This window comes from Streptomyces roseifaciens (assembly GCF_001445655.1).
GTDB classification, from domain to species: domain Bacteria; phylum Actinomycetota; class Actinomycetes; order Streptomycetales; family Streptomycetaceae; genus Streptomyces; species Streptomyces aureoversilis.
Window position 1 is genome coordinate 188,444 of the sequence record NZ_LNBE01000004.1, and the last position, 19,087, is coordinate 207,530.

The following is a 19,087-nucleotide window of genomic DNA, read 5'->3' on the forward strand; positions in this document are numbered from 1 at the left end:
GCAGTTCCTCAGTGGCTCTTCCGCAGCCGCCGCGCGATGAGCATGTTGGCCGCGGCGATCAGCAACAGGATCAGGAACATCGTCCAGGCGACGGCGGAGGCGCGCCCGAGGTGGAAGTTGAACCAGCCCTGTTCGTAGAGGTAGAGGCCGAGGGTCTGGAACTGGTGCGAGGCCCCGCCCTTCTGGCCGCCCGCCCCGCCGAAGAGCAGGGGCTCGCCGAAGAGCTGGGTGGCGCCGATGGTGGAGACGACGACGGTGAACAGGATGGTCGGGCGCAGGGCGGGCACGGTGATGTGGCGGAACTGCTGCCGGCGGGAGGCCCCGTCCAGCGCCGCCGACTCGTACAGCTCGTCGGGCACGGCCTGCATGGCGGCCAGGTAGATCAGGGCGTTGTAGCCCGTCCACCGCCAGATGACGATCGAGGAGACCGCGAACTGGGAGGTCCAGGTGCCGTTCTGCCAGTCGACGGGGCCGATGCCGAGGGCGCCCAGGGCCCAGTTGACCATGCCGTAGTCGCGTCCGTAGAGGAGGACGAAGACGAGGGTGGCGGCGGCGACGGAGGTGGCGTACGGGGTGAGGAGGGCGACCCGCCAGAAGGTGGCGGCGCGCAGCCGGTAGTGCAGGAGGTGGGCGAGGCCGAGCGCCATCAGCAGCTGCGGGACGGTGGAGATCACGCCGATGGTGAAGGTGTTGCGCAGGGCGTTCCAGAAGAAGGCGTCGTCCAGCAGGCGGATGTAGTTGTGCAGGCCCACCCACTCCATGTGGTCCGGCGCGGCCAGCTCGACCCGGTGCAGCGAGGCCCACCCGGTGTAGAGGAGGGGGAAGAGGCCGAAGGCGCCGAAGAAGAGGAAGAACGGCGCGATGAAGGCGTAGGGGCTGTAGCGGACGTCCCAGCGGTAGAGGCGGCTGCGCCACGGGCCCGGGCGGGCGCCGCCGTGCGTGCCGGGCGGGCGGGGGACGGGGGCCCCGGCCTCCTCGACGGTCCCGGCCGTGGCCGTCATGCGTCCACCGCGTTCTCGATCTCCTTCTGCGCCGCCTTCCAGGCGGCCTCCGGGGACTTGCCCTGCTGCTCGACCTGGGGGATGCCGACGTCGGTGAAGGCGGTGCCGATCTGTGCCTCCTTCGGGCCGATGACCAGCGTCGGGACGGCGCGGGCCGCCTCCGAGAAGATCCGGCCGACGGGGGCGCCGCCGAAGTAGGGGTTGCGGGCGTCCCGCACGAGCGGCATCGCGTAGGAGGCGGGGGTGGAGGGGATGCTGGCCTGCCGGCCGAAGAGCTTGGCCTGCTGCTCGGGGGCGGTGAGCCAGACGGCGAGGGCGGTGGCCGCGGCGCGGTGCCGGGCGGCCCTGGGCACGGTGATGAAGGAGCCGCCCCAGTTGGCGGGGCGGGGGGCGGGGGCCACGTCCCACTTGTTCCTGCCGGCGGCGCCCGCCTTCTCCTTGATGTAGCCGAGCATCCAGGGCGGGCAGGCGACGGAGGCGAAGCGGCCGTTGGCGTAGGCCTGGTCCCAGGGCTTCTCGAACTGCTTGAGCCGGGCGGTCAGCCCGCCCCGGGCGGCCTGCACGGCCAGGTCCCAGGACTCCCTGACGGCGGGGCTGGTGCGGTAGACGGGCCGGCCGCCGCGGTCGTAGTAGCGCTCGGCGTGGGCGTGGACGGAGGCGTTGTAGATGCCGGCGGCCGAGTCGGTGAAGACCGTGCCGGCGGGGGCGTGCGCCTTGTACCGCTTGCCGGTCTCGATGTACTTCCGCCAGTCGCCCGCCCAGAGCCTGCCGACGCTCTCGCGGTCGGTGGGCAGCCCGGCCCGGGCGAAGAGGTCCTTGCGGTAGCAGACGGCGATGGGGCCGATGTCCGTGCCGAGGCCGATGGTGCGGCCGGTGCGGGTGGTGGCCTGGTCCCACTTCCAGCGCAGCCAGTCGCTCCGGCGGACGCCCTCGGCGCGGGAGAGGTCGACGAAGCGGTCGGCCTGGGTGGTGACGATCTCGTTGATGTTGCCGGTCTCGACGGCCTGGATGTCGGCGAGGCCGCCGCCGGCCGCGAGGTGGGTGAGGAGCTGCGGGTAGTAGGCGTCGTTCCGCTCGATCACGCTCTCTTTGATCGTGACGTCGGGGTGCAGCCGCTCGTACTCGGCGTAGAGGCCCGCCTGCTTGTAGCCGAAGACGCCGAAGGTGCCGACGGTGACCGTGGTGCTCCGGCCGCCGGGGCCGCTCCCGCCGTCCTCGCCGGTCCCGGTGTCCTGGGCGCAGGCGGCGAAGAGGAGGGCGGCGAGCGTGGTGGCGGCAATGCCGGCGGCCGCCCCGCGGCGCCGCGGGGCGCGCCTGACGCTGCCGGGTGCCATCGCTCACGCCCTTCGCTGTCGGCGGCACGGCCCCGCTCCGCGAAGCTGTGCCGGGTCCCCTTCCGGCACCCGATCATTCCCTCGGATGAGGCGATCGTCGCTCCGGCAGCTCCCTCCTCACCCGTAGGAGGGAGCTCGCGCGGGGGCGCCCGGGCCGGGCGGGGGCGTCAGGCGAGGTGGCCGGTGTCGTTCCAGCGTTCGAGCGCCGGGGCGTCGTAGGCCCAGCCGAGGATGGACAGCGAGGTGGGGTCGAGGCGGATGCGGGCCGCGAAGGAGGCGTCGAGGCCGAGCCAGCGGGCGCCGATGGTGCGCAGGATGTGGCCGTGGGCGAAGATCAGCACGTCGCGGTCGGCGGAGCGGGCCCACTCGACGACCTCGTCGGCACGGGCGCTGACCTCCGCGAGGGTCTCGCCCTCGGGCACGCCGTCGCGCCAGATCAGCCAGCCCGGGCGCTGCGCCTTGATCTCGGCGGGGGTCATCCCCTCGTAGGCGCCGTAGTCCCACTCCATCAGCGCGTCCCAGGCGGTCGCCCGGTCGCCGAAGCCGGCCAGCTCGCAGGTCTCGTGGGCGCGCAGCAGGGGGCTGGTGCGGACCTCGACGTCCGGCAGGCCGTCCCAGGGGGCGCGGTGCAGCCGCTCGCCCAGCAGCTTGGCGCCGCGCCGGCCCTCGTCGAGGAGCGGGATGTCCGTGCGGCCGGTGTGCTTGCCGGACAGCGACCACTCGGTCTGTCCGTGCCGGGCCAGCAGGATCCGCGGTGCCATGGAGCGCCCCTCACAGTCTTCGGTGATTTTTCCAACAGAACTCATCACAGATCACCGCGCTGTCCCCGCATTTCAAAAGGACAACGACAGAAACGATCTGCTTGCCCTCCATCATCGCTCACCCGGCCGACGCGTTCCTCACACCGGTCACAGGCAACCCCGGCGTCGAACGAGGCGTCTCCTCCCCCGCACACCTGTCGGCACGGCAGAACAGCGGGCGAACTCGGCGTTTCCTTCAAGTCGCGGGGCGGTGTGCGACTCATGCGACGTACACCGTACGGTTGCATGCGCGCTTGTTGGCCGTCTGACATATGGAGAGCGCCCGGATGTACCGCACCGCACCACTTCTGAAGCGGCCGCGCTGGTGGACCGAACTGCCGCTGATCGCCGTGGTGTACGCGCTGTACTCCGCCGGCCGGCTGCTGGTCCGCGGCGGCGTGCAGCCCGCCGTCGACCACGGACTGGCGATTCTCGATCTTGAGAAGACGTTTCGAATAAACTTCGAACACCCGCTGAACCGGCTGTTCACCGACCACCCGGCCATCGGCATACCCGCCGACTTCGCCTACGCCTCCCTGCACTATCTGCTCACCCCGGCGATCCTGGTCTGGCTCTTCAAGCGGCGCCCGGTCGAATACCGCCTCCAGCGCAGCTGGCTGATGATCTCCACCCTCATCGGCCTCATAGGTTTCACCCTGCTGCCCACCTGCCCGCCCCGGCTGCTCGACCCCGGGTACGGCTTCGTCGACACCATGGCCCAGTACGCCTCCTACGGCTGGTGGGGCGGCGAGGCCAGCGCCCCCCGCGGCCTCGGCGGCATGACCAACCAGTACGCCGCGATGCCGAGCCTCCACGTCGGCTGGGCCCTGTGGTGCGGCGTCGTCCTCTGGCGCCAGGGCCGCACCGCCTGGGCGAAGGCCGCGGGCGTCGTCTACCCGCTCGCCATCACCCTCGTCGTGATGGGCACCGCCAACCACTACTTCCTCGACGCCGTCGCGGGCGCCGCCGTCATGATCGCCGGCCTGCTGCTGGCCAAGCCCGCGATGCGCCTCGCGGACCTGGTCAAGAGCCGCCTGACCGGCGCGGGACGCGGCGAAACCGCCGGGACGCCCGCGAATGTCAGTGGCGGGTGCGAGACTTCGGCGGGTACAGCGCTTCCCCGGGCTGCGGCCTCCGGCACCGCCGCCGGAGACGGCCGTCCGGGAGCGCCGCAGCGACCTCACGAGGCGGACGCCAGTGACCACATCCCCCGACAGCCGGCCCACGGCACCGCCGGCGACAGCCGCACCAACGGCACTGCGGCAGCGGCTCGCTGAGCTGCGCGGGCCGGGCCGCCCGCCCCGCCCGCTCGACGCCCGGGCCCTCGCGGCCCTCGCCGCCAACCCCGGCTGCCGGCGCCGCGTCCTGCTCGACGGGGCCGGCGTCGACAAGGGCGCCCTGGCCACGGCCCTCGGCTCGCCGGCCGCCTTCGGGCAGTCGCAGTTCGCGATCGTGCGCGGCCACTCCTTCGAGGCCCGCGCCAAGGCCGACGGCGGTACGGAGCTCGTCCGCCTGCTCCACGAGCGCCTGCGCGACGGCACCCCCGCCCCGGAGCCCGGCTCCGTGGACGTCCCCGACCTCACCGCCGGCGGCCCCGAAGGCCGCACCGCCCGTACGGCGCTCGCCCTGCGCGAGGCCACGGCCGCCGGCCGCTGGGCGCTCCTCGACCACCCCCTGCTCGCCCTCCCGGTCTCCGGCACCCCCGCCTTCCTGGAGCCCGACGCCGTGGTCGTCCACCCCGACGGGTCGTGGACGGTCGTCGAGATCAAGTCCTTCCCGGTGATCGACGGCGCGGCCGACCCCGGCAAGGTCGGCGCCGCCGCCCGGCAGGCCGCCGTCTACGTCCTGGCCCTGGAGGAGCTCGCGGCCCGCACCGCCGGCGGCGACACCGCGCGCGTGCGCCACGAGATCCTGCTCGTCTGCCCGAAGGACTTCGCCAACGTCCCGGTCGCCGAGCTCGTCGACGTCCGCAAGCCGCGCGCCACCACCCGCCGCCAGCTCGCCCGGCTCGCCCGCGTCGAGGACATCGCCGCGGCGCTGCCCGCCGGCACCACCTTCGACCTCCGCCCGGCCGAGGACGGCGGGACGGCCACCCGGCCCGCCGAAGAGCTCGCCGCCGCCGTGGAAGCGGTCGACGCCGCCTACGCACCGGAGTGCCTGGCCGCCTGCGAGCTCGCCTTCCACTGCCGCGCCCGGGCGCGGTCCGAAGGCGCCGTGGCCGCCCTGGGCCGCGGGCTCCGCGGCGAGCTGGGCGGCCTGACCACGGTGGAGTCCGTGCTCGCCGCGGCGCTCGACGGGACGGCGGGCGGGGCGGCCGCCGGTGGCCATGCGGTTCCCGGCGCCCCTGCGGATGCCGCCGCCGACCCGGCCGCCGACCCCACCGTCGTCGCGCTGCGCCGCGCCGCCGCCCTCCGCTCCGAGGCCCTCGCCCTCGCGCCCGTCCCCGTCCCCGTCGCCGCGCCCGCCCCCGCCCTCGCCGGAACGGAGGCCGCATGTCGCTGATCACCACGCTCGCCCGGATGGAGGCCGTGCGGGACGGCCGGGCCCGGCCCCTCACCACCGTGCGCCACCGGCATCTGGCGGAGCGGCCGCTGGTGTTCGTCCCGCTGACCACCGCCGGTGAGGCGGGCGCCCCGCTCGGCGCGCTCGTGGGCACCGACCGGGAGCGCCCCCGCCTCCTGGCCGTGCCGCAGCCGCGCGACCGCGACCTGCGCTCCGCCTTCCTCGCCGAGCTGGCCGAGGAGATGCTGCCGTACATCGAGGGGTTCGCCGAGGGCGTCACCCCGGAGGAGCGCAAGGAGACCGACCCGGAGACCGGCAAGAAGGTGACGGTCCAGGTCGAGCTGTGCGCGGGCGCGCCGCAGCTGCTGGTGCCGAGCACCGCGGGCGTCGCCTACGTCCGGCTGCTGGGGCGCTCCATGCGCTTCCGCCGCACGGCCGAGCAGGATCCCGAGACGCCCCACCCCGCCCCGCCGCGCGTCCCGCTGCTGGGCCGCTGGCTGACGCACTTCGGCGAGCGCGCCCGCGTCCCCGGCTCGTCGCTGCTCCTGCCGGTGACGCAGCTCCTCGCCCGCCACTGGGCCACCGGCCAGAGCACCCTGGAGGACCAGCACCTGGGCGCCCTGCTCGCCTGGATCGACCCCCCGGCCGGGCTGACGGGCGCGGAGGCGGCACTGCGCGCCGAGCTCGCGCGGGACGCCGCGGGACAGCTGCTCCACCCGCCCGCGGGCCCGGCCACCGACCCCGCCTTCGACAACAAGCTCCTCGCCCCGGCGACCGCCCGCTTCGACGCGGGCCTGCCCGGCGCCGAGAAGGAGCTCCGCGAGCTGCTGGAGTCTCAGCTGCGCCCCACGTGGGATGCGGTCTGGCGCGGCGTCGACCTGCTGCGCGCCCTGCCCGAAGGAGAGCGGGTCGGCGAGCGCTGGAAGCGCGACCGCTGGTCCTACACCGCGCACCGGGACCGCGTACGGGCCGGCGAGCCCCCGCAGCCCCGGCGGGACGACGCGGTGACGGCCGCCCGCAAGCTCGCGGCGCGCGAGACCGCCCAGGCGCAGCTGGACGCACAGGAGGCGCTGGACGATCCGCTGGTGATGGCCGGGCGGCGGCTGGCGGGCGAGGCGTTCGCGGGGGAGGTCACCGACGTGGTGATGGAGTACACGGAGGCGAAGGTGCCGCGGCCCAGGCCGCTGGTCACGCTGCGCACGGACGACAGCCCGTTCCTGTCCGAGGGGGTGAAGGTGCACCGCGCCCTGCCGGGCGGCAAGTCGCAGCCCGCCGAGTTCGCCGGCCACGTGCCCGGCGAACCGGGCGCGCTGACGGTGCGTCTGACCGGCGGCATGGGGCGCGGCAAGGTGCCCGAGCCCGGCTCGGTGCCGGAGAAGGGCGACCGCGTCTGCTGGACGCTCTTCGAGCACGCCCCGCGCGGCGGCCCCGAGCTGCCCGACCCCGACCGCACGCCCTGGACGCACGGCGGCCCGCCCGGCGAGCCGGCGGCCGAGCTGCCCGACCCGGTGACCACGGAGGACCTGCTGTGAGGACGTTCACGGTGCCCACGGAGGGCGCGCTGCCGCCGCAGCGCGGCCGCGCCGCGGATCCGGGCGCGGCGGCCGAGGAGGTCACGCGCCGGATCCTGCACGACACGCTGCACAGCCCCGAGCGCGGGGTCGTCGTCGACTCCCCGCCGGGCGCGGGCAAGTCGACGCTCGTCGTCCGCGCCGCGCGGGAGCTGGCCGCGGCGGGCCGCCCGCTGATGATCGTCGCCCAGACCAACGCCCAGGTGGACGACCTGGTGCTGCGGCTGGCCGCCAAGGACCCCGAGCTGCCGGTCGGACGGCTGCACAGCGACGCGAGCCCCTACGACCGGGCGCTCGACGCCCTGCCCTCGGTGGTCACGTCCGCGAAGGCCGCCGAGCTGGCGGGGCTTCCGGTCGTGGTGTCCACGGCCGCGAAGTGGGCGCACACCAAGGTCGCCGAGCCGTGGAGCCACGCGATCGTGGACGAGGCCTACCAGATGCGGTCGGACGCCCTGCTGGCCGTGGCCGGGCTCTTCGAACGGGCGCTGTTCGTGGGCGACCCGGGCCAGCTGGACCCCTTCAGCGTGGTGGGGGCCGACGGCGTCGCCCAGTGGGCCGGGCTCTCGTACGACCCGTCGGCGAGCGCGGTGAGCACGCTGCTCGCCCACAACCCCGGCCTGCCGCAGCACCGGCTGCCCGTCTCCTGGCGGCTGCCCGCCTCCGCCGCGCCCCTGGTGTCGGCCGCCTTCTATCCGTACACGCCCTTCCGCAGCGGCACGGACCACGGCGACCGGCGGCTGACCTTCGGCGTGGCCTCGGACGGCTCCGGCCCGGACCGGGTGCTGGACGAGGCGGCCGTCTCGGGCTGGGGCCTGCTGGAGCTGCCGGCCCGTCACACGCCGCGCACCGACCCGGAGGCGGTGGGCGCGGTCGCGCACGTGGTCCGGCGGCTGCTGGACCGCGGCGGGGTGACCGTCAGCGAGGCGGCGCCCGGTCCGGTGCCGCTGACGGCCGCCCGGATAGCGGTCGGCACCGCCCACCGCGACCAGGCCGCGGCGGTCCGGACGGCGCTCGCCGGCCTGGGCGTGCAGGGCGTCACGGTGGACACGGCGAACCGGCTGCAGGGCCGCGAGTTCGACGTGACGGTCATGCTGCACCCGCTGTCGGGCCGCCCCGACGCGACGGCCTTCCACCTGGAGACGGGCCGCCTGTGCGTCCTCGCCTCCCGCCACCGGCACGCGTGCATCGTGGTGTGCCGCGCCGGCGTGGACCGGCTGCTGGACGAGCACCCGTCGACGGAGCCGGTGCAGCTGGGGGTCACGGTGAAGTTCCCCGACGGATGGGAGGCCATGATGGCGACGTGGGACCACTGGTCGGAGCACCGGGTGGCGTGGAAGCCGTGAGTCCGGGCGTGGGTCCGGGGGCGGCCGTCAGTCGAATACGGACGGCGGCGGTTCCGGCGACGGCTTGGCGGCCGCGTCCGTGACCGGTGCCGCGCCGCCCGTGAAGTCGGCCAGCGCCCGGCCGTGTTCGACGCGCCCCTGGTGCGGGTCGGAGGCGGCCCGGCGGGTCAGCTCGGCGATCGGCAGCGCGTGGTCGGAGGCGAGCAGCACGGCGTTGCCGAAGCGGCGGCCGCGCAGCACCGCCGGGTCGGCGGTCAGGCAGAGCTCGGGGAAGACGGTGCCCACGGTCGCGATCTGGGACTTCACATAGGCGAGCGGCGGCCCGTCCGCGAGGTTCGCGGCGTAGAAGCCGCCGGGCCGCAGGGCCCGCCGCACCTCGCCGGCGAATTCGGTGCTGGTCAGATGGGCGGGGGTGCGGGCGCCGGCGAACACGTCGGCGATGATCAGATCGGCCCAGCCGTCCGGCACCTTGGCCAGCCCCTCGCGGGCGTCGCCGCTGCGCACCCGGATCCGCCAGCCGCTGTCGAGGGGCAGCTCCCGCCGTACGAACTGGACGAGCGGGGCGTCGATCTCCACGATCTGCTGGGTGGAGCGCGGACGGGTCGCGGCGACGTACCGGGCGAGGGTGAAGGCGCCGCCGCCCAGGTGGAGGGCGTGGACGGGCTTGCCGGGCGGCGCCACGAGGTCGGCCAGGTGGCCGAGCCTGCGCTGGTAGGCGAAGTCCAGGTAGGAGGGGTCGTCGAGGTCGACGTGGGACTGGGGCGCGCCGTCGATCAGGAGGGTGAAGCCGCGGGGGCGGTCACGGTCGGGCACGAGCTCGGCGAGCCCGCCCGCCACCTGCTCCGTGACCGCTTCGGCGGCGCGGCCGCGCCCTTGCTTCTTCTTGACCTTGCCCACCCGGTAAGTATCGCCCAGGGGCGGGGCCGGTCCGGCGGGCCGGCCTAGCGGCAGCGGTCGACCGCCGCGATCGTCCGGGCGGCCTCGCCGAGGGCGTCGCGCAGGACCGCCGGGTCCGTGGCGGAGGAGAAGGCGGCCTCCGGGGCGACGAGCCAGCCGGCGCCGGTGAGGGGCTGCTCGTCGGGGACCACGCGCAGCCCCCGGCCGTGGGTCTGGGTGCAGGCGCTGCCCGGGACGTCCCAGGCGTCGGCGGTGCCGGGCGGCACCAGGAAGCCGAGGGTGTCGCACTCGCCGTCGTGCAGCACGGGGCCGACGCCGTCGCGCAGCCGGAGGATGTCGACCGCCTCCAGGCCCTGGCGGGCGGGGACGGTGACGAGGTCGCACGGGCCGGCGTCGGGGCCGAGGCCCGGTGCCTGGGGTGCGCAGGGCGAAGGGCTGCGGTCCTGACGCGGCTGGTGCAGGGCCGTCGTCCGCGAGCTGCTGCTGTCCACTCCGGCCTCCACCAAGGGAAACCCCTCCTCCGCCGTGCCACTACGCTCCGCGTCGAGCGCGCTCGGGGGGTTCAACGCGCGAGGGGCGTCAACGGCAACGGGTACATGCCGTCACAAAGGATGGCAGTTCATGGCGGATCGCGGGTGAGATATCCGGTTTGTAGTCAAACGGGGGGCTGAATCCGGGGCCGAACGGGGGGAGTGGGGCCCCGATTGCCGGTACGGTCTTCTCCCGCCGAGCGCAGTCGGCGGAGTCACTCGCCAGAAGGGTGCGGCCATGGTGTCGTCCCACGCGTCCCCGTCTCCCTGCCCAGGGCCCGCCGAACCGGTGGGTCCCGGCGGTCCGGACGGCAAGGGCAGCCGCCCGAACGCGGCCTTCAGACAGCTGCGGGGCGCGCTCTCGCCGGCCGAGTTCGCGGCGGCCGTGCGGCGCGCCGCCCGCGAGATCGGCGAGCAGGTCTCGTGCGACGCGCGCTACATCGGCCGGGTCGAGTCGGGGGAGATCCGCTGCCCCAACTACGCCTACGAGCGGGTGTTCCGGCACATGTTCCCCGGCCGCGAGCCGGAGGACATGGGCTTCGTCCCGCGCGACGTGGTCCGCGGGCGGGGCGCGCGCGGCAGGGACGGCAGCGGCGGCGACGGCCACCCCACCGGGAATGCCCCGGGGAGCCCCGCCGGGCACCGCACCGGAAACCGCACCGCCCATCGCATCGAGCAGCCCAAGGAGAGCGACGTGTTGCGCCGCGCGTTCATGACCGGCGGCACGGCGGCCGCGGTGGCCGCGGCCTCCCTGGGCGCCGCCGTGCCGGTCGTCCAGCAGCCGGATGCGGCGGACGGCCTGCTCGACGGCGGACGCCTCGGCCCGCGCCGCGCCGGCGAGGCCGAGGCGTCCGCCGTCGAGCAGGCCGTCCGCCGCATCCGGCTGCTGGACGACCGGCACGGCGGCGACGGCCTCTACCGGCGGTCCACCCGCCCGCTGCGGATCGCCTACGAGCTGCTCGACGCCGACACCCGCCGCCGGTCCGTCGCCGAGCGGCTGCAGTCGGGCGCGGGCGAACTCGCGCTCTCCGTCGGCTGGCTGGCCCACGACTCCGGCCGCTTCGCGGACGCCCGCTCCCACTACGCCGAGGCGCTCGCCACGGCCCGGGTGGCCGGGGACGCGGCGCTGGAGGCCCACGCCTTCTGCAACGCCGCCTTCCTCGCGCGGGACGCCGGCCGCCCGCGGGAGGCCGTGCGCGCGGCGCAGGCCGCGCAGGGCGCCGCGAAGGGGCTGGCCTCCCCGCGGCTGATGTCCCTGCTGGCCCTGCGGGAGGCCGGCGGCTGGGCCGGGCTCGGCGACCGGGCCGCCTGCGAGGCCGCCCTGCTGCGGGCGCGCACGCTCTTCGGCCGCGGGCCGGGCGACGCCGATCCCGAGTGGATGAGCTTCTTCGGGGAGGCCGAGCTGGAGGGGCTGGAGGCCCAGTGCCGGTCGGCGCTCGGCGACTGGGCGCGGGCGGCGGAGCACGCGCGGCGCGCCGTCGCCCTCCAGGACCCCCACTTCGCCCGCAACACCGCCCTCTTCACCGCGCAGCTCGCCGGGGACCTCGCCCGGGGCGGGGCGCCGGACGCGGCGGCGGCCGCGGGGGAGCGCGCGCTGGACCTGCTGACCGAGGTCCGCTCGACCCGGATCCGGACGATGCTCGCCGCCACGGCCCGGCTGCTCGGCCGCCACGGGGGCGAGCCGTCGGTGGCGGGGTTCCTGGAGCGGCACGCGGCGGAGCGGAGGACCGCCGGCTGACACGCCGTACGAATCCCCGGGACGGCCCAAGCGGCTCGCCGTACGAACCCGGAAAACGACGAGGGCCCCGGTCCGCTTCCGCGGACCGGGGCCCTCTGTCAGGGTGAGTAACGGGACTTGAACCCGCGACATCCTGGACCACAACCAGGTGCTCTGCCAGCTGAGCTATACCCACCATGTTTGTCCGGCGTGTTTCCCACCGGCCGAGAAGAAGTCTACAGGGTCTTCGGGGGTGCTCGCTCCCGGCTTTCTGCCGTGCCGGGAGCGAGCTGTGTCACACCGCCTTGGCGGGAAGGACGTGCTTGGCCGCGATGGCCTTCGCCGTGTCGGAGTCCGGGCCGGGCTGCGGCACGAAGATCGCCTCGCGGTAGTAGCGGAGCTCGGCGATCGACTCGCGGATGTCGGCGAGGGCGCGGTGGTTGCCGCTCTTCTTCGGGCTGGAGAAGTAGGCCCGCGGATACCAGCGGCGGGCCAGCTCCTTCACCGACGACACGTCGACGATCCGGTAGTGCAGGTGGGACTCCAGGGCCGGCATGTCCCGCGCGAGGAAACCGCGGTCGGTGCCGACCGAGTTTCCGCACAGCGGGGCCTTGCCCGGCTCCGGGACGTGCTCGCGGACGTAGGCGAGGACCTGCTGCTCGGCGTCCTCGAGGGTGGTGCCCCGGTCCAGCTCCGCGAGCAGCCCGGAGGCCGTGTGCATCTGGCGCACCACCTCGGGCATGGTGACGAGGGCCTCGGCGGGCGGGCGGACGACAATGTCCACGCCGTCGCCGAGGATGTTCAGCTCCGAGTCGGTCACCAGGGCGGCCACCTCGATGAGCGCGTCGTCCGACAGCGAGAGCCCGGTCATCTCGCAGTCGATCCACACCATGCGATCGTTCATGCTCCTCACCCTACGGGGCGTTCCCGCTGGCCGGGCAGGCGTGGGGTGTAGAGGTCGGACTCCGGCTTGCCCGGTTCCGTGCCACTTATCCCATATCCACCGCTATGCCCGCCCGGATGGGCGCCGTGCGGGCCGTGACCCTGGTGCCCCCCGTGCGACGGCGGCGGACCGCCGAGCACGCCGCCGCCACCGGACGCGGCGTGCGCCGGGGCCATGGCCGCGCGCCGGAGCGCCATCACCGACGGCTCCCCGGTCCGCTGCTCGCCCAGCTCCGGCCGGTCGAACCGGTCCGGACGCTCCCGCTCCGGACGCCCCTCGCGCTCGGCCCGCTCGGGGCGGTCGGCCGAGTTCTGGGGACGGCGCGCGCGGTACGCGGCCCGGTAGGCGGCCGGGGAGGACCCCAGCTGCCGGCGGAAGTGGCCGCGCAGGGCCACCGGCGAGCGGAAGCCGCAGCGGCCGGCGACCTCGTCCACGGAGTAGTCGGAGGTCTCCAGCAGCCGCTGCGCCTGGAGCACCCGCTGAGTGATCAGCCACTGCAGGGGCGCGCTCCCGGTGAGCGAGCGGAACCGCCGGTCGAAGGTCCGGCGGGACATGTACGCACGGGCGGCGAGCGTCTCCACGTCGAACTGCTCGTGGAGGTGCTCCAGCGCCCAGGCGACGACCTCGGCGAGCGGGTCGGCGCCGATCTCCTCCGGTAAAGACCTGTCGAGGTAGCGCTCCTGTCCGCCGCTGCGGCGCGGCGGGACGACGAGCCGGCGGGCCAGGGCCCCCGCGGCGTCGGCGCCGTGGTCGGTGCGGACGATGTGCAGGCACAGGTCGATGCCTGCCGCGGTGCCCGCGGACGTCAGTACGTCGCCGTCGTCCACGAAGAGCTCCCGCGGGTCCACGTGGACCGACGGATAGCGCTTGGCGAGCGTGGGCGCGTACATCCAGTGGGTGGTCGCGGGCCTGCCGTCGAGCAGGCCCGCCGCGGCCAGTACGAAGGCCCCGGTGCACAGCCCGACGATGCGGGCGCCCTCCTCGTGGGCACGGCGCAGTGCGTCGAGCGCGGCGGTGGGCGGCGGCTGGGTGATCGACCGCCAGGCCGGTACGACGACGGTGCCGGCCCGGGAGAGCGCCTCCAGGCCGTACGGTGCGGTCAATTCAAGACCGCCGGTTGTTCGCAATGGCACATCCTCGCCCGCGCACACCAGCAAGCGGTAGCGAGGGACTCCGGCATCCTGTCGGTCGATGCCGAACACGGAGAGCGGAATGGAGCTTTCGAAGATGGGGCCGCCGCTGAATAGCAGCACTGCGACGATCTCCCGGCGGCGGCGTCCGGAGAGCTTGCGCGTGGTCTCCGGTACGGTCGTGGAGTCCTGGCTCATGGCGCTAAGCCCCCCTCGGCGGTCGAGTCCTCTCGGTCCTGCACGTTTCCCCTCGGTCCTGAACGGTTCCCCCGCCGGTCATGGCCAAGATCGAATCTACTGCGTCGAATGGAGACGCAGTGACCAGTTCACCACTCGGCTCTAAGTCGACATGGCAACTTGGCGCGAAGCGTTCGATCACGAAGCGTTGCACTTGCAGGCCTCGGTGAAAAGTACGCCTCTCGCCCATGCCCAATCCCCGTAGGGTGCAACCGCCCTCCGCGGTCCTTTCCTTGCTGGTCGACCGGCTGTTAGGGGCGTCTCAAGCCAAGGTATGGGGTTCGGACTGAAGTTGGCTGAAAAGTGGTGGGTCCGGGTGTGCGAAAGTGTCATTCTCCCGGCGCGGTGCCACCCGGGTGACGTCCGCCGCGGTGCGCTCCCGTGCCCGTCCGGCCATGTCGGCCGCGGTGCGGAACCGTCTGTTCCGCCAGGGTCCGGGCGGCGCTGCGCTCCGACTGGCGCAGCACGGCGCGGCAGGCGCAGGTGACGGCGACGAGCCCGGCCGCCGTGCCCGCGGCGCCGCCGAAGGACTGACCGCAGATCAGCAGGGTCACCGGGACGAGCACGCAGCTGAAGGCGGCCCAGCGGACCACGTCGCTCACCGGATCGGGGGAGTCCTGCGGCGGGGCGTCGGCGCGGGCGTGGTCACGGGTTCCGGGCACGGAGCGCTCCCTGCTGGCGGCGGGCTGGCGGTGGTACAACGCCCGGCCGGGGCCCTCGGTCACTGCGCCGGGCGCATCGGGAGTACACCCGCGGCACGGCGGGGGCATTGCGCTACGCGCCGCCCTCGTGCATGCTCCGGGGAACGCCCGCCCGCCACCCCACCCACCGGCGGCCCGGGCGGGCACCGCGTGCCACGCCCGTGCGACCCCGGAGCTCCGGGTCGCCGGTCGGCCCCTGGGCAGGCGGCGAGTGTCGCCGTACCCTGGTGGGTAAGTGATTGAAAAGATGAATCCCGGACGGATTTTGCCTCCAAGATCCGCGCCGGGGGAGCAACCGCCGACTCCCTCCGCCCGAGGACACCCTTCGCCGAGATACCGATGGCCGGTCACGAATTCTCCGAACCTGCGGACCGCAAGCGGGTCGCCGATCACGCGGCGCACCCCGAAGCGGCGGAAGAAACACGCCATTCCTGCGATCCGGCGTTCCAGCACGGCGTCGTGGTGGGCTTCGACGGCTCCACGTCCAGCGAGCGGGCGCTTGCGTATGCAATCGGGATGGCCCGGCGCTCCGGCTCCGGGCTGATCATCGTGCATGTCGCCAACCGGCTGCCGACGACGGTCTGGGCGGGCTGCGAGCCCCCCGTCTTCGTGGACGTCCCCGACCACCGCACCGAGGTCCTCGGCCTGGAACTGGCCTGTGCGGACCATCTGTCGGAGGTGCCGTGGATCCTCGTCGAGCGCGGCGGGGACATCTGCCACGAACTGGAGGAGGTCGGCCGGGAGTACGCGGCCGACGCGATCGTCGTCGGTTCGACGCACGGGCTGGTCGGCCGGATCTTCGGTTCGGTGGCGGGCCGGCTGGCCCGGCGGGCCCAGCGGCCCGTCGTCGTAATTCCGTAGCCGACTTCCCCACCCTGCAGGGGTGATGACTCCTGCCCCCGACTTGACGGCCCGTGAATCTACCCGCGCGTAGGGGGTGGATCGCGCCGCTACCGCGGGTAGGAACCGCCCGGATGGCGTGCTGCCGTACGGGAGGTGACGGTTCCCGGAAGCGGCGGCATCCCCGCCGCCGGCGCGAGGGCGATGGCCGGCGCATGGGAAAGCGGCCTTCCCGCACGCGTGGTGGCACGTGCGGGAAGGCCGTTTCTCTCGGACCTGTCGCGGACAGGTGCGGACAGGTACGAGAGGGCTCCGGGGGGTCCGCCGCGGCGGGCCCGGCGGGGACTACTCGACGGTGACCGACTTGGCCAGGTTGCGCGGCTTGTCGATGTCGCGGCCCATGGCCTTCGCCGTGTAGTACGCGAAGAGCTGCAGCGGGATGCCCATGAGGATGGCGTCCAGCTCGTCCTCGTTCTTCGGCACCACGATCGTGTGGTCGGCCTTCTCCTGCTCCTGGTGCGCGACGGCGAGGATGCGGCCGCTGCGGGCCTTGATCTCCTCCAGCGCGGCGCGGTTCTTCTCCAGCAGCTCGTCGTTCGGGACGATCGCGACCGTCGGCATCGCGGGCTCGATGAGCGCCAGCGGGCCGTGCTTGAGCTCGGAGGCCGGGTAGGCCTCGGCGTGGATGTACGAGACCTCCTTCAGCTTCAGCGAGGCCTCGCGGGCCACCGGGTAGCCCCGGACGCGGCCGATGAACATCATCGACTTGGCCTCGGCGTACTCCTTGGCCAGCTCCTCGATCTGCGCCTCGTTCGCCAGGATCTCCTCGATCTGGCCGGGCAGCTTGCGCAGGCCCTCGATGATCCGCTTGCCGTCGGCCACCGACAGGTCGCGGGTGCGGCCCAGGTGCAGGGCGAGCAGGCCGAAGGAGACCACCATGTTGGTGAAGCACTTGGTGGAGACGACGCAGACCTCGGGGCCGGCGTGGACGTAGATGCCGCCGTCGGTCTCGCGGGCGATCGCGGAGCCGACCACGTTCACCAGGCCCAGGACGCGGGCGCCCTTGCGCTTGAGCTCCTGGACGGCCGCCAGGACGTCGTAGGTCTCACCGGACTGGGACACCGCGATGTAGAGGGTGTCGGGGTCCACGACCGGGTTGCGGTAGCGGAACTCGGAGGCCGGCTCGGCGTCCGCGGGGATGCGGGCCAGCTCCTCGATCATCTGGGCGCCGATCTGGCCGGCGTGGTACGAGGTGCCGCAGCCGAGGATCTTCACCCGGCGCACGGCGCGGGCGTCGCGGGCGTCGAGGTTCAGGCCGCCCAGGTGCACGGTGGAGAAGCGGTCGTCGATCCGGCCGCGCAGGGCGCGGTCGACCGCCTCGGCCTGCTCGTGGATCTCCTTGTGCATGTACGTGTCGTGGCCGCCCATGTCGTACGACTCGGCCTCCCACTCCACGGTGGTCGGCTGGGCCGAGGTGGAGGAGCCCTCGGTGGTGTACGTGCGGTAGTCGTCGGCGCGCAGGGTGGCCATCTCGCCGTCGTCGAGGGTGACGACCTGGCGGGTGTGGCTGACCAGGGCGGCGACGTCGGAGGAGACGAACATCTCCTTCTCGCCTATGCCCAGGACCACGGGGGAGCCGTTGCGGGCGACGACGATGCGGTCCGGGAAGTCGGCGTGCAGGACGGCGATGCCGTACGTGCCCTCGATGTGCTTGACCGCCTCGCGGACCTTCTCCTCCAGCGTGCCGGCCTCGGAGCGGGCGATGAGGTGGGCGAGGACCTCGGTGTCGGTGTCGGACACGAAGACGAAGCCCTCGGCCGTCAGCCGGGCGCGCAGGTCGGAGGCGTTGTCGATGATGCCGTTGTGGACGACGGCGACCTTCTCCTCCGCGTCCAGGTGCGGGTGGGCGTTGACGTCGTTCGGCGCGCCGTGGGTGGCCCAGCGGGTGTGCGCGATGCCGGTGGTGCCCGCGAAGCGCTTGGGCAGGCGGGACTCCAGCTCGCGGACGCGGCCCTTGGCCTTGGCGGACTTCAGGCCACCGGTCTTGCCGTGCAGGGCGATGCCGGCGGAGTCGTAGCCGCGGTACTCCAGCCGCTGCAGACCCTCCAGCAGCAGCGGTGCAACATCGCGCTTACCGATATATCCGACGATTCCGCACATAAGTGGTGACCCTCCCAGAGAAACGATCAGTGGTGCCCGGCAGTGGGGGCGGCGGTAGCGGCGCCGCCCCTGCTGCCTCAGCCGTAGACGATGCGGCGCAGCTGCCGCAGCGAGAGCTCCGGCGGAGCCACCGCCCGGTGCGGCAGCTCGGCCGAGATCCGCTCGAAGATCTCCGCGTTGCGCAGTCCGCCGGACTGCAGCTCGCGGTGACGCCGGCGGACGAAGGCCTCGGTCGTCTCGTCGAAGTACGCCAGGACGTCCAGGACCACCCGGGCGGCCTCGCCGCGCTGAAGCGGCGTGCTGCGCACCAGGTGATCCACCAGGTCGTCATGATTCATACGGCGTTCGAGCACCCGTCGATACTGAGGGGTGGCGGCGACATTCGCAAGAATCCTGCCCGATATCGGGCAAGGGTGGGTGGATCGGGTGCCGGAATCGACTAGAAACGCTTCAGTACGGCCTGTTTTGCCGCGGTGAATTCCTCCTCCGTCAAGATCCCGGCCTGGTGCAGTTCGCCCAGCTCCCGCAGGCGCCGCAGCAGGGCGTCGTGATCGGAAGCGGCGGCGGGGGCCGGCTCGGCAGGGGCGGGCGCCGGGCCGGCGAGGGCGGCCGGGGCCTTGGCGAGCGGGGGCAGGACGGTCGGCGCCCCGGCCCCGGCGCCGGCCGGGTGCGGGATCCGGGCGAGGACGGCGGCCGCGACCATCGCCATCAGCAGGTCCTTCTTGAAGCCGTACAGCTCGATCGCGTGGGGGTCGTGCTTGGGCGGGGCCTTGGTCGGCTCCCTGAGGACCACGAAACGGAGGTAGCCGTTCTCCAGGCCGGCGGAGGGTAGCCACTCCACCGAACGGACCTCCGCCAGGGCGAGCGCCTGCGGACCGGCGGACTTCTTGCCCTCCTCGGTCATCCAGTTCCACGCCAGGCGGACCCACTCGCCGTCGAACGTGACCGTGCCGTCCCCCGCGCCCACCGACAGCGGCAGCGTCGGGCCCGGCAGGAGATAGCGGCCGGACGGGCCGTCCGGGACCTGCTCCAGCAGGAGGGCGTTGCGCACCTCGTCCACGAAGTACTCCGCGACGCCCGCGCGGTCGGACTCGACCGTCAGCCGGTACGGATCGGCGGTGTCCGGCAGCCGGCCCCGCGCGGCCTGCAGCAGCGGGTCCGCCCCGTCGCGCAGCCGCAGCCGCAGGCGGCCGTGCCTGCGGCCCGGCTCGTAGGAGATCCCCGCCACCGCCTGCAGCGGAACGGCCAGCTCACCGAGGGTCTGGCGCAGCACGTGCACACCGCGCTCCCGGCCCGGAACGATCCGTATCGTGTCGCCGTCGAAGGTCCACGTACCGTCCTTCTGGAGGATCTCAGCCATGGGCGAATTCTCTCAGGCGCG

General features: G+C 73.9%; 17 protein-coding genes and 1 tRNA gene. 6 read left to right on the forward strand and 12 right to left on the reverse strand.

The genetic code is table 11. The annotated features are described in order from the left end of the window. Nucleotides 1-8: 8 nt before the first annotated feature. From AS857_RS17995 to AS857_RS18005, 3 genes are all read right to left on the reverse strand, one after another. The gene (locus tag AS857_RS17995) at nucleotides 9-1,001 is read right to left on the reverse strand and encodes a carbohydrate ABC transporter permease (RefSeq protein ID WP_058044338.1); all 993 of its coding nucleotides are present in this window, start codon (nucleotides 999-1,001) and stop codon (nucleotides 9-11) included. After that, nucleotides 998-2,335, reverse strand: coding sequence for an ABC transporter substrate-binding protein (locus tag AS857_RS18000; RefSeq protein ID WP_058044339.1), 1,338 nt, complete (start codon nucleotides 2,333-2,335; stop codon nucleotides 998-1,000). The genes AS857_RS17995 and AS857_RS18000 overlap by 4 nt, the downstream gene beginning before the upstream one ends. Nucleotides 2,336-2,502: 167 nt before the next feature. Further along, nucleotides 2,503-3,096, reverse strand: coding sequence for a histidine phosphatase family protein (locus AS857_RS18005; protein ID WP_058044340.1), 594 nt, complete (start codon nucleotides 3,094-3,096; stop codon nucleotides 2,503-2,505). A 326-nt stretch (nucleotides 3,097-3,422) separates the two neighbouring features. Here AS857_RS18005 and AS857_RS18010 point away from each other — a divergent pair, with 326 nt between their 5' ends. From AS857_RS18010 to AS857_RS18025, 4 genes are read left to right on the forward strand one after another with little or no spacing between them, the layout of a single operon-like run. After that, nucleotides 3,423-4,412, forward strand: coding sequence for a phosphatase PAP2 family protein (locus AS857_RS18010; protein WP_058044341.1), 990 nt, complete (start codon nucleotides 3,423-3,425; stop codon nucleotides 4,410-4,412). Further along, nucleotides 4,333-5,637, forward strand: a complete 1,305-nt coding sequence (locus AS857_RS18015) for a hypothetical protein (RefSeq protein WP_058044342.1) — start codon at nucleotides 4,333-4,335, stop codon at nucleotides 5,635-5,637. Before AS857_RS18010 ends, AS857_RS18015 begins: the two co-directional genes overlap by 80 nt. Further along, nucleotides 5,628-7,169 (forward strand): hypothetical protein, encoded by a 1,542-nt coding sequence (locus AS857_RS18020; protein ID WP_058044343.1) that lies wholly within the window; start codon nucleotides 5,628-5,630, stop codon nucleotides 7,167-7,169. The genes AS857_RS18015 and AS857_RS18020 overlap by 10 nt, the downstream gene beginning before the upstream one ends. Then, nucleotides 7,166-8,551, forward strand: a complete 1,386-nt coding sequence (locus tag AS857_RS18025; protein WP_420823948.1) for an AAA domain-containing protein — start codon at nucleotides 7,166-7,168, stop codon at nucleotides 8,549-8,551. The genes AS857_RS18020 and AS857_RS18025 overlap by 4 nt, the downstream gene beginning before the upstream one ends. Before the next feature lie 27 nt (nucleotides 8,552-8,578). Here AS857_RS18025 and AS857_RS18030 read toward each other — a convergent pair whose 3' ends face one another. Both AS857_RS18030 and AS857_RS18035 read right to left on the reverse strand, forming a co-directional pair. Continuing rightward, nucleotides 8,579-9,448, reverse strand: coding sequence for a spermidine synthase (locus AS857_RS18030; protein ID WP_058044344.1), 870 nt, complete (start codon nucleotides 9,446-9,448; stop codon nucleotides 8,579-8,581). Between the two features lie 44 nt (nucleotides 9,449-9,492). Continuing rightward, nucleotides 9,493-9,939: a hypothetical protein gene (locus tag AS857_RS18035; RefSeq protein WP_229898863.1), complete on the reverse strand. Its 447-nt coding sequence runs from the start codon at nucleotides 9,937-9,939 to the stop codon at nucleotides 9,493-9,495. Nucleotides 9,940-10,216: 277 nt separating this feature from the next. On the opposite strand from AS857_RS18035, the gene AS857_RS18040 reads away from it, so the two are divergent. Then, nucleotides 10,217-11,716, forward strand: a complete 1,500-nt coding sequence (locus AS857_RS18040) for an NsdA family TPR-like regulatory protein (protein ID WP_245700270.1) — start codon at nucleotides 10,217-10,219, stop codon at nucleotides 11,714-11,716. Nucleotides 11,717-11,818: 102 nt separating this feature from the next. Here the strand turns inward: AS857_RS18040 and AS857_RS18045 are convergent. The 4 genes from AS857_RS18045 to AS857_RS18060 all read right to left on the reverse strand — a co-directional run bounded on the left by AS857_RS18045 (nucleotide 11,819) and on the right by AS857_RS18060 (nucleotide 14,667). Further along, nucleotides 11,819-11,891: transfer RNA gene (locus tag AS857_RS18045), tRNA-His, on the reverse strand. A 99-nt stretch (nucleotides 11,892-11,990) separates the two neighbouring features. Beyond that, nucleotides 11,991-12,599, reverse strand: a complete 609-nt coding sequence (orn, locus tag AS857_RS18050; protein ID WP_058044346.1) for an oligoribonuclease — start codon at nucleotides 12,597-12,599, stop codon at nucleotides 11,991-11,993. A gap of 5 nt (nucleotides 12,600-12,604) precedes the next feature. Further along, complete coding sequence (locus AS857_RS18055; protein ID WP_058044347.1) at nucleotides 12,605-13,966, reverse strand: helix-turn-helix domain-containing protein; 1,362 nt, start codon at nucleotides 13,964-13,966, stop codon at nucleotides 12,605-12,607. A 368-nt stretch (nucleotides 13,967-14,334) separates the two neighbouring features. Beyond that, a complete protein-coding gene (locus AS857_RS18060) occupies nucleotides 14,335-14,667 on the reverse strand; it encodes a hypothetical protein (RefSeq protein WP_058044348.1) in 333 nt (110 codons plus the stop codon). A gap of 378 nt (nucleotides 14,668-15,045) precedes the next feature. Here AS857_RS18060 and AS857_RS18065 point away from each other — a divergent pair, with 378 nt between their 5' ends. After that, complete coding sequence (locus AS857_RS18065) at nucleotides 15,046-15,567, forward strand: universal stress protein (protein WP_058044349.1); 522 nt, start codon at nucleotides 15,046-15,048, stop codon at nucleotides 15,565-15,567. A gap of 324 nt (nucleotides 15,568-15,891) precedes the next feature. Here the strand turns inward: AS857_RS18065 and glmS are convergent, their stop codons facing one another. From glmS to AS857_RS18080, 3 genes are all read right to left on the reverse strand, one after another. Further along, nucleotides 15,892-17,706, reverse strand: a complete 1,815-nt coding sequence (gene glmS, locus AS857_RS18070; protein ID WP_058044350.1) for a glutamine--fructose-6-phosphate transaminase (isomerizing) — start codon at nucleotides 17,704-17,706, stop codon at nucleotides 15,892-15,894. 77 nt (nucleotides 17,707-17,783) lie between these two features. Beyond that, entirely contained in the window at nucleotides 17,784-18,059 is a 276-nt protein-coding gene (locus tag AS857_RS18075; RefSeq protein WP_058044351.1) for a hypothetical protein, read from the reverse strand. Between the two features lie 86 nt (nucleotides 18,060-18,145). Continuing rightward, nucleotides 18,146-19,066 carry a DUF4429 domain-containing protein gene (locus AS857_RS18080; protein WP_058044352.1) on the reverse strand — a complete coding sequence of 307 codons (921 nt, stop codon included), beginning with the start codon at nucleotides 19,064-19,066 and terminating at the stop codon, nucleotides 18,146-18,148. Nucleotides 19,067-19,087 lie beyond the last annotated feature (21 nt).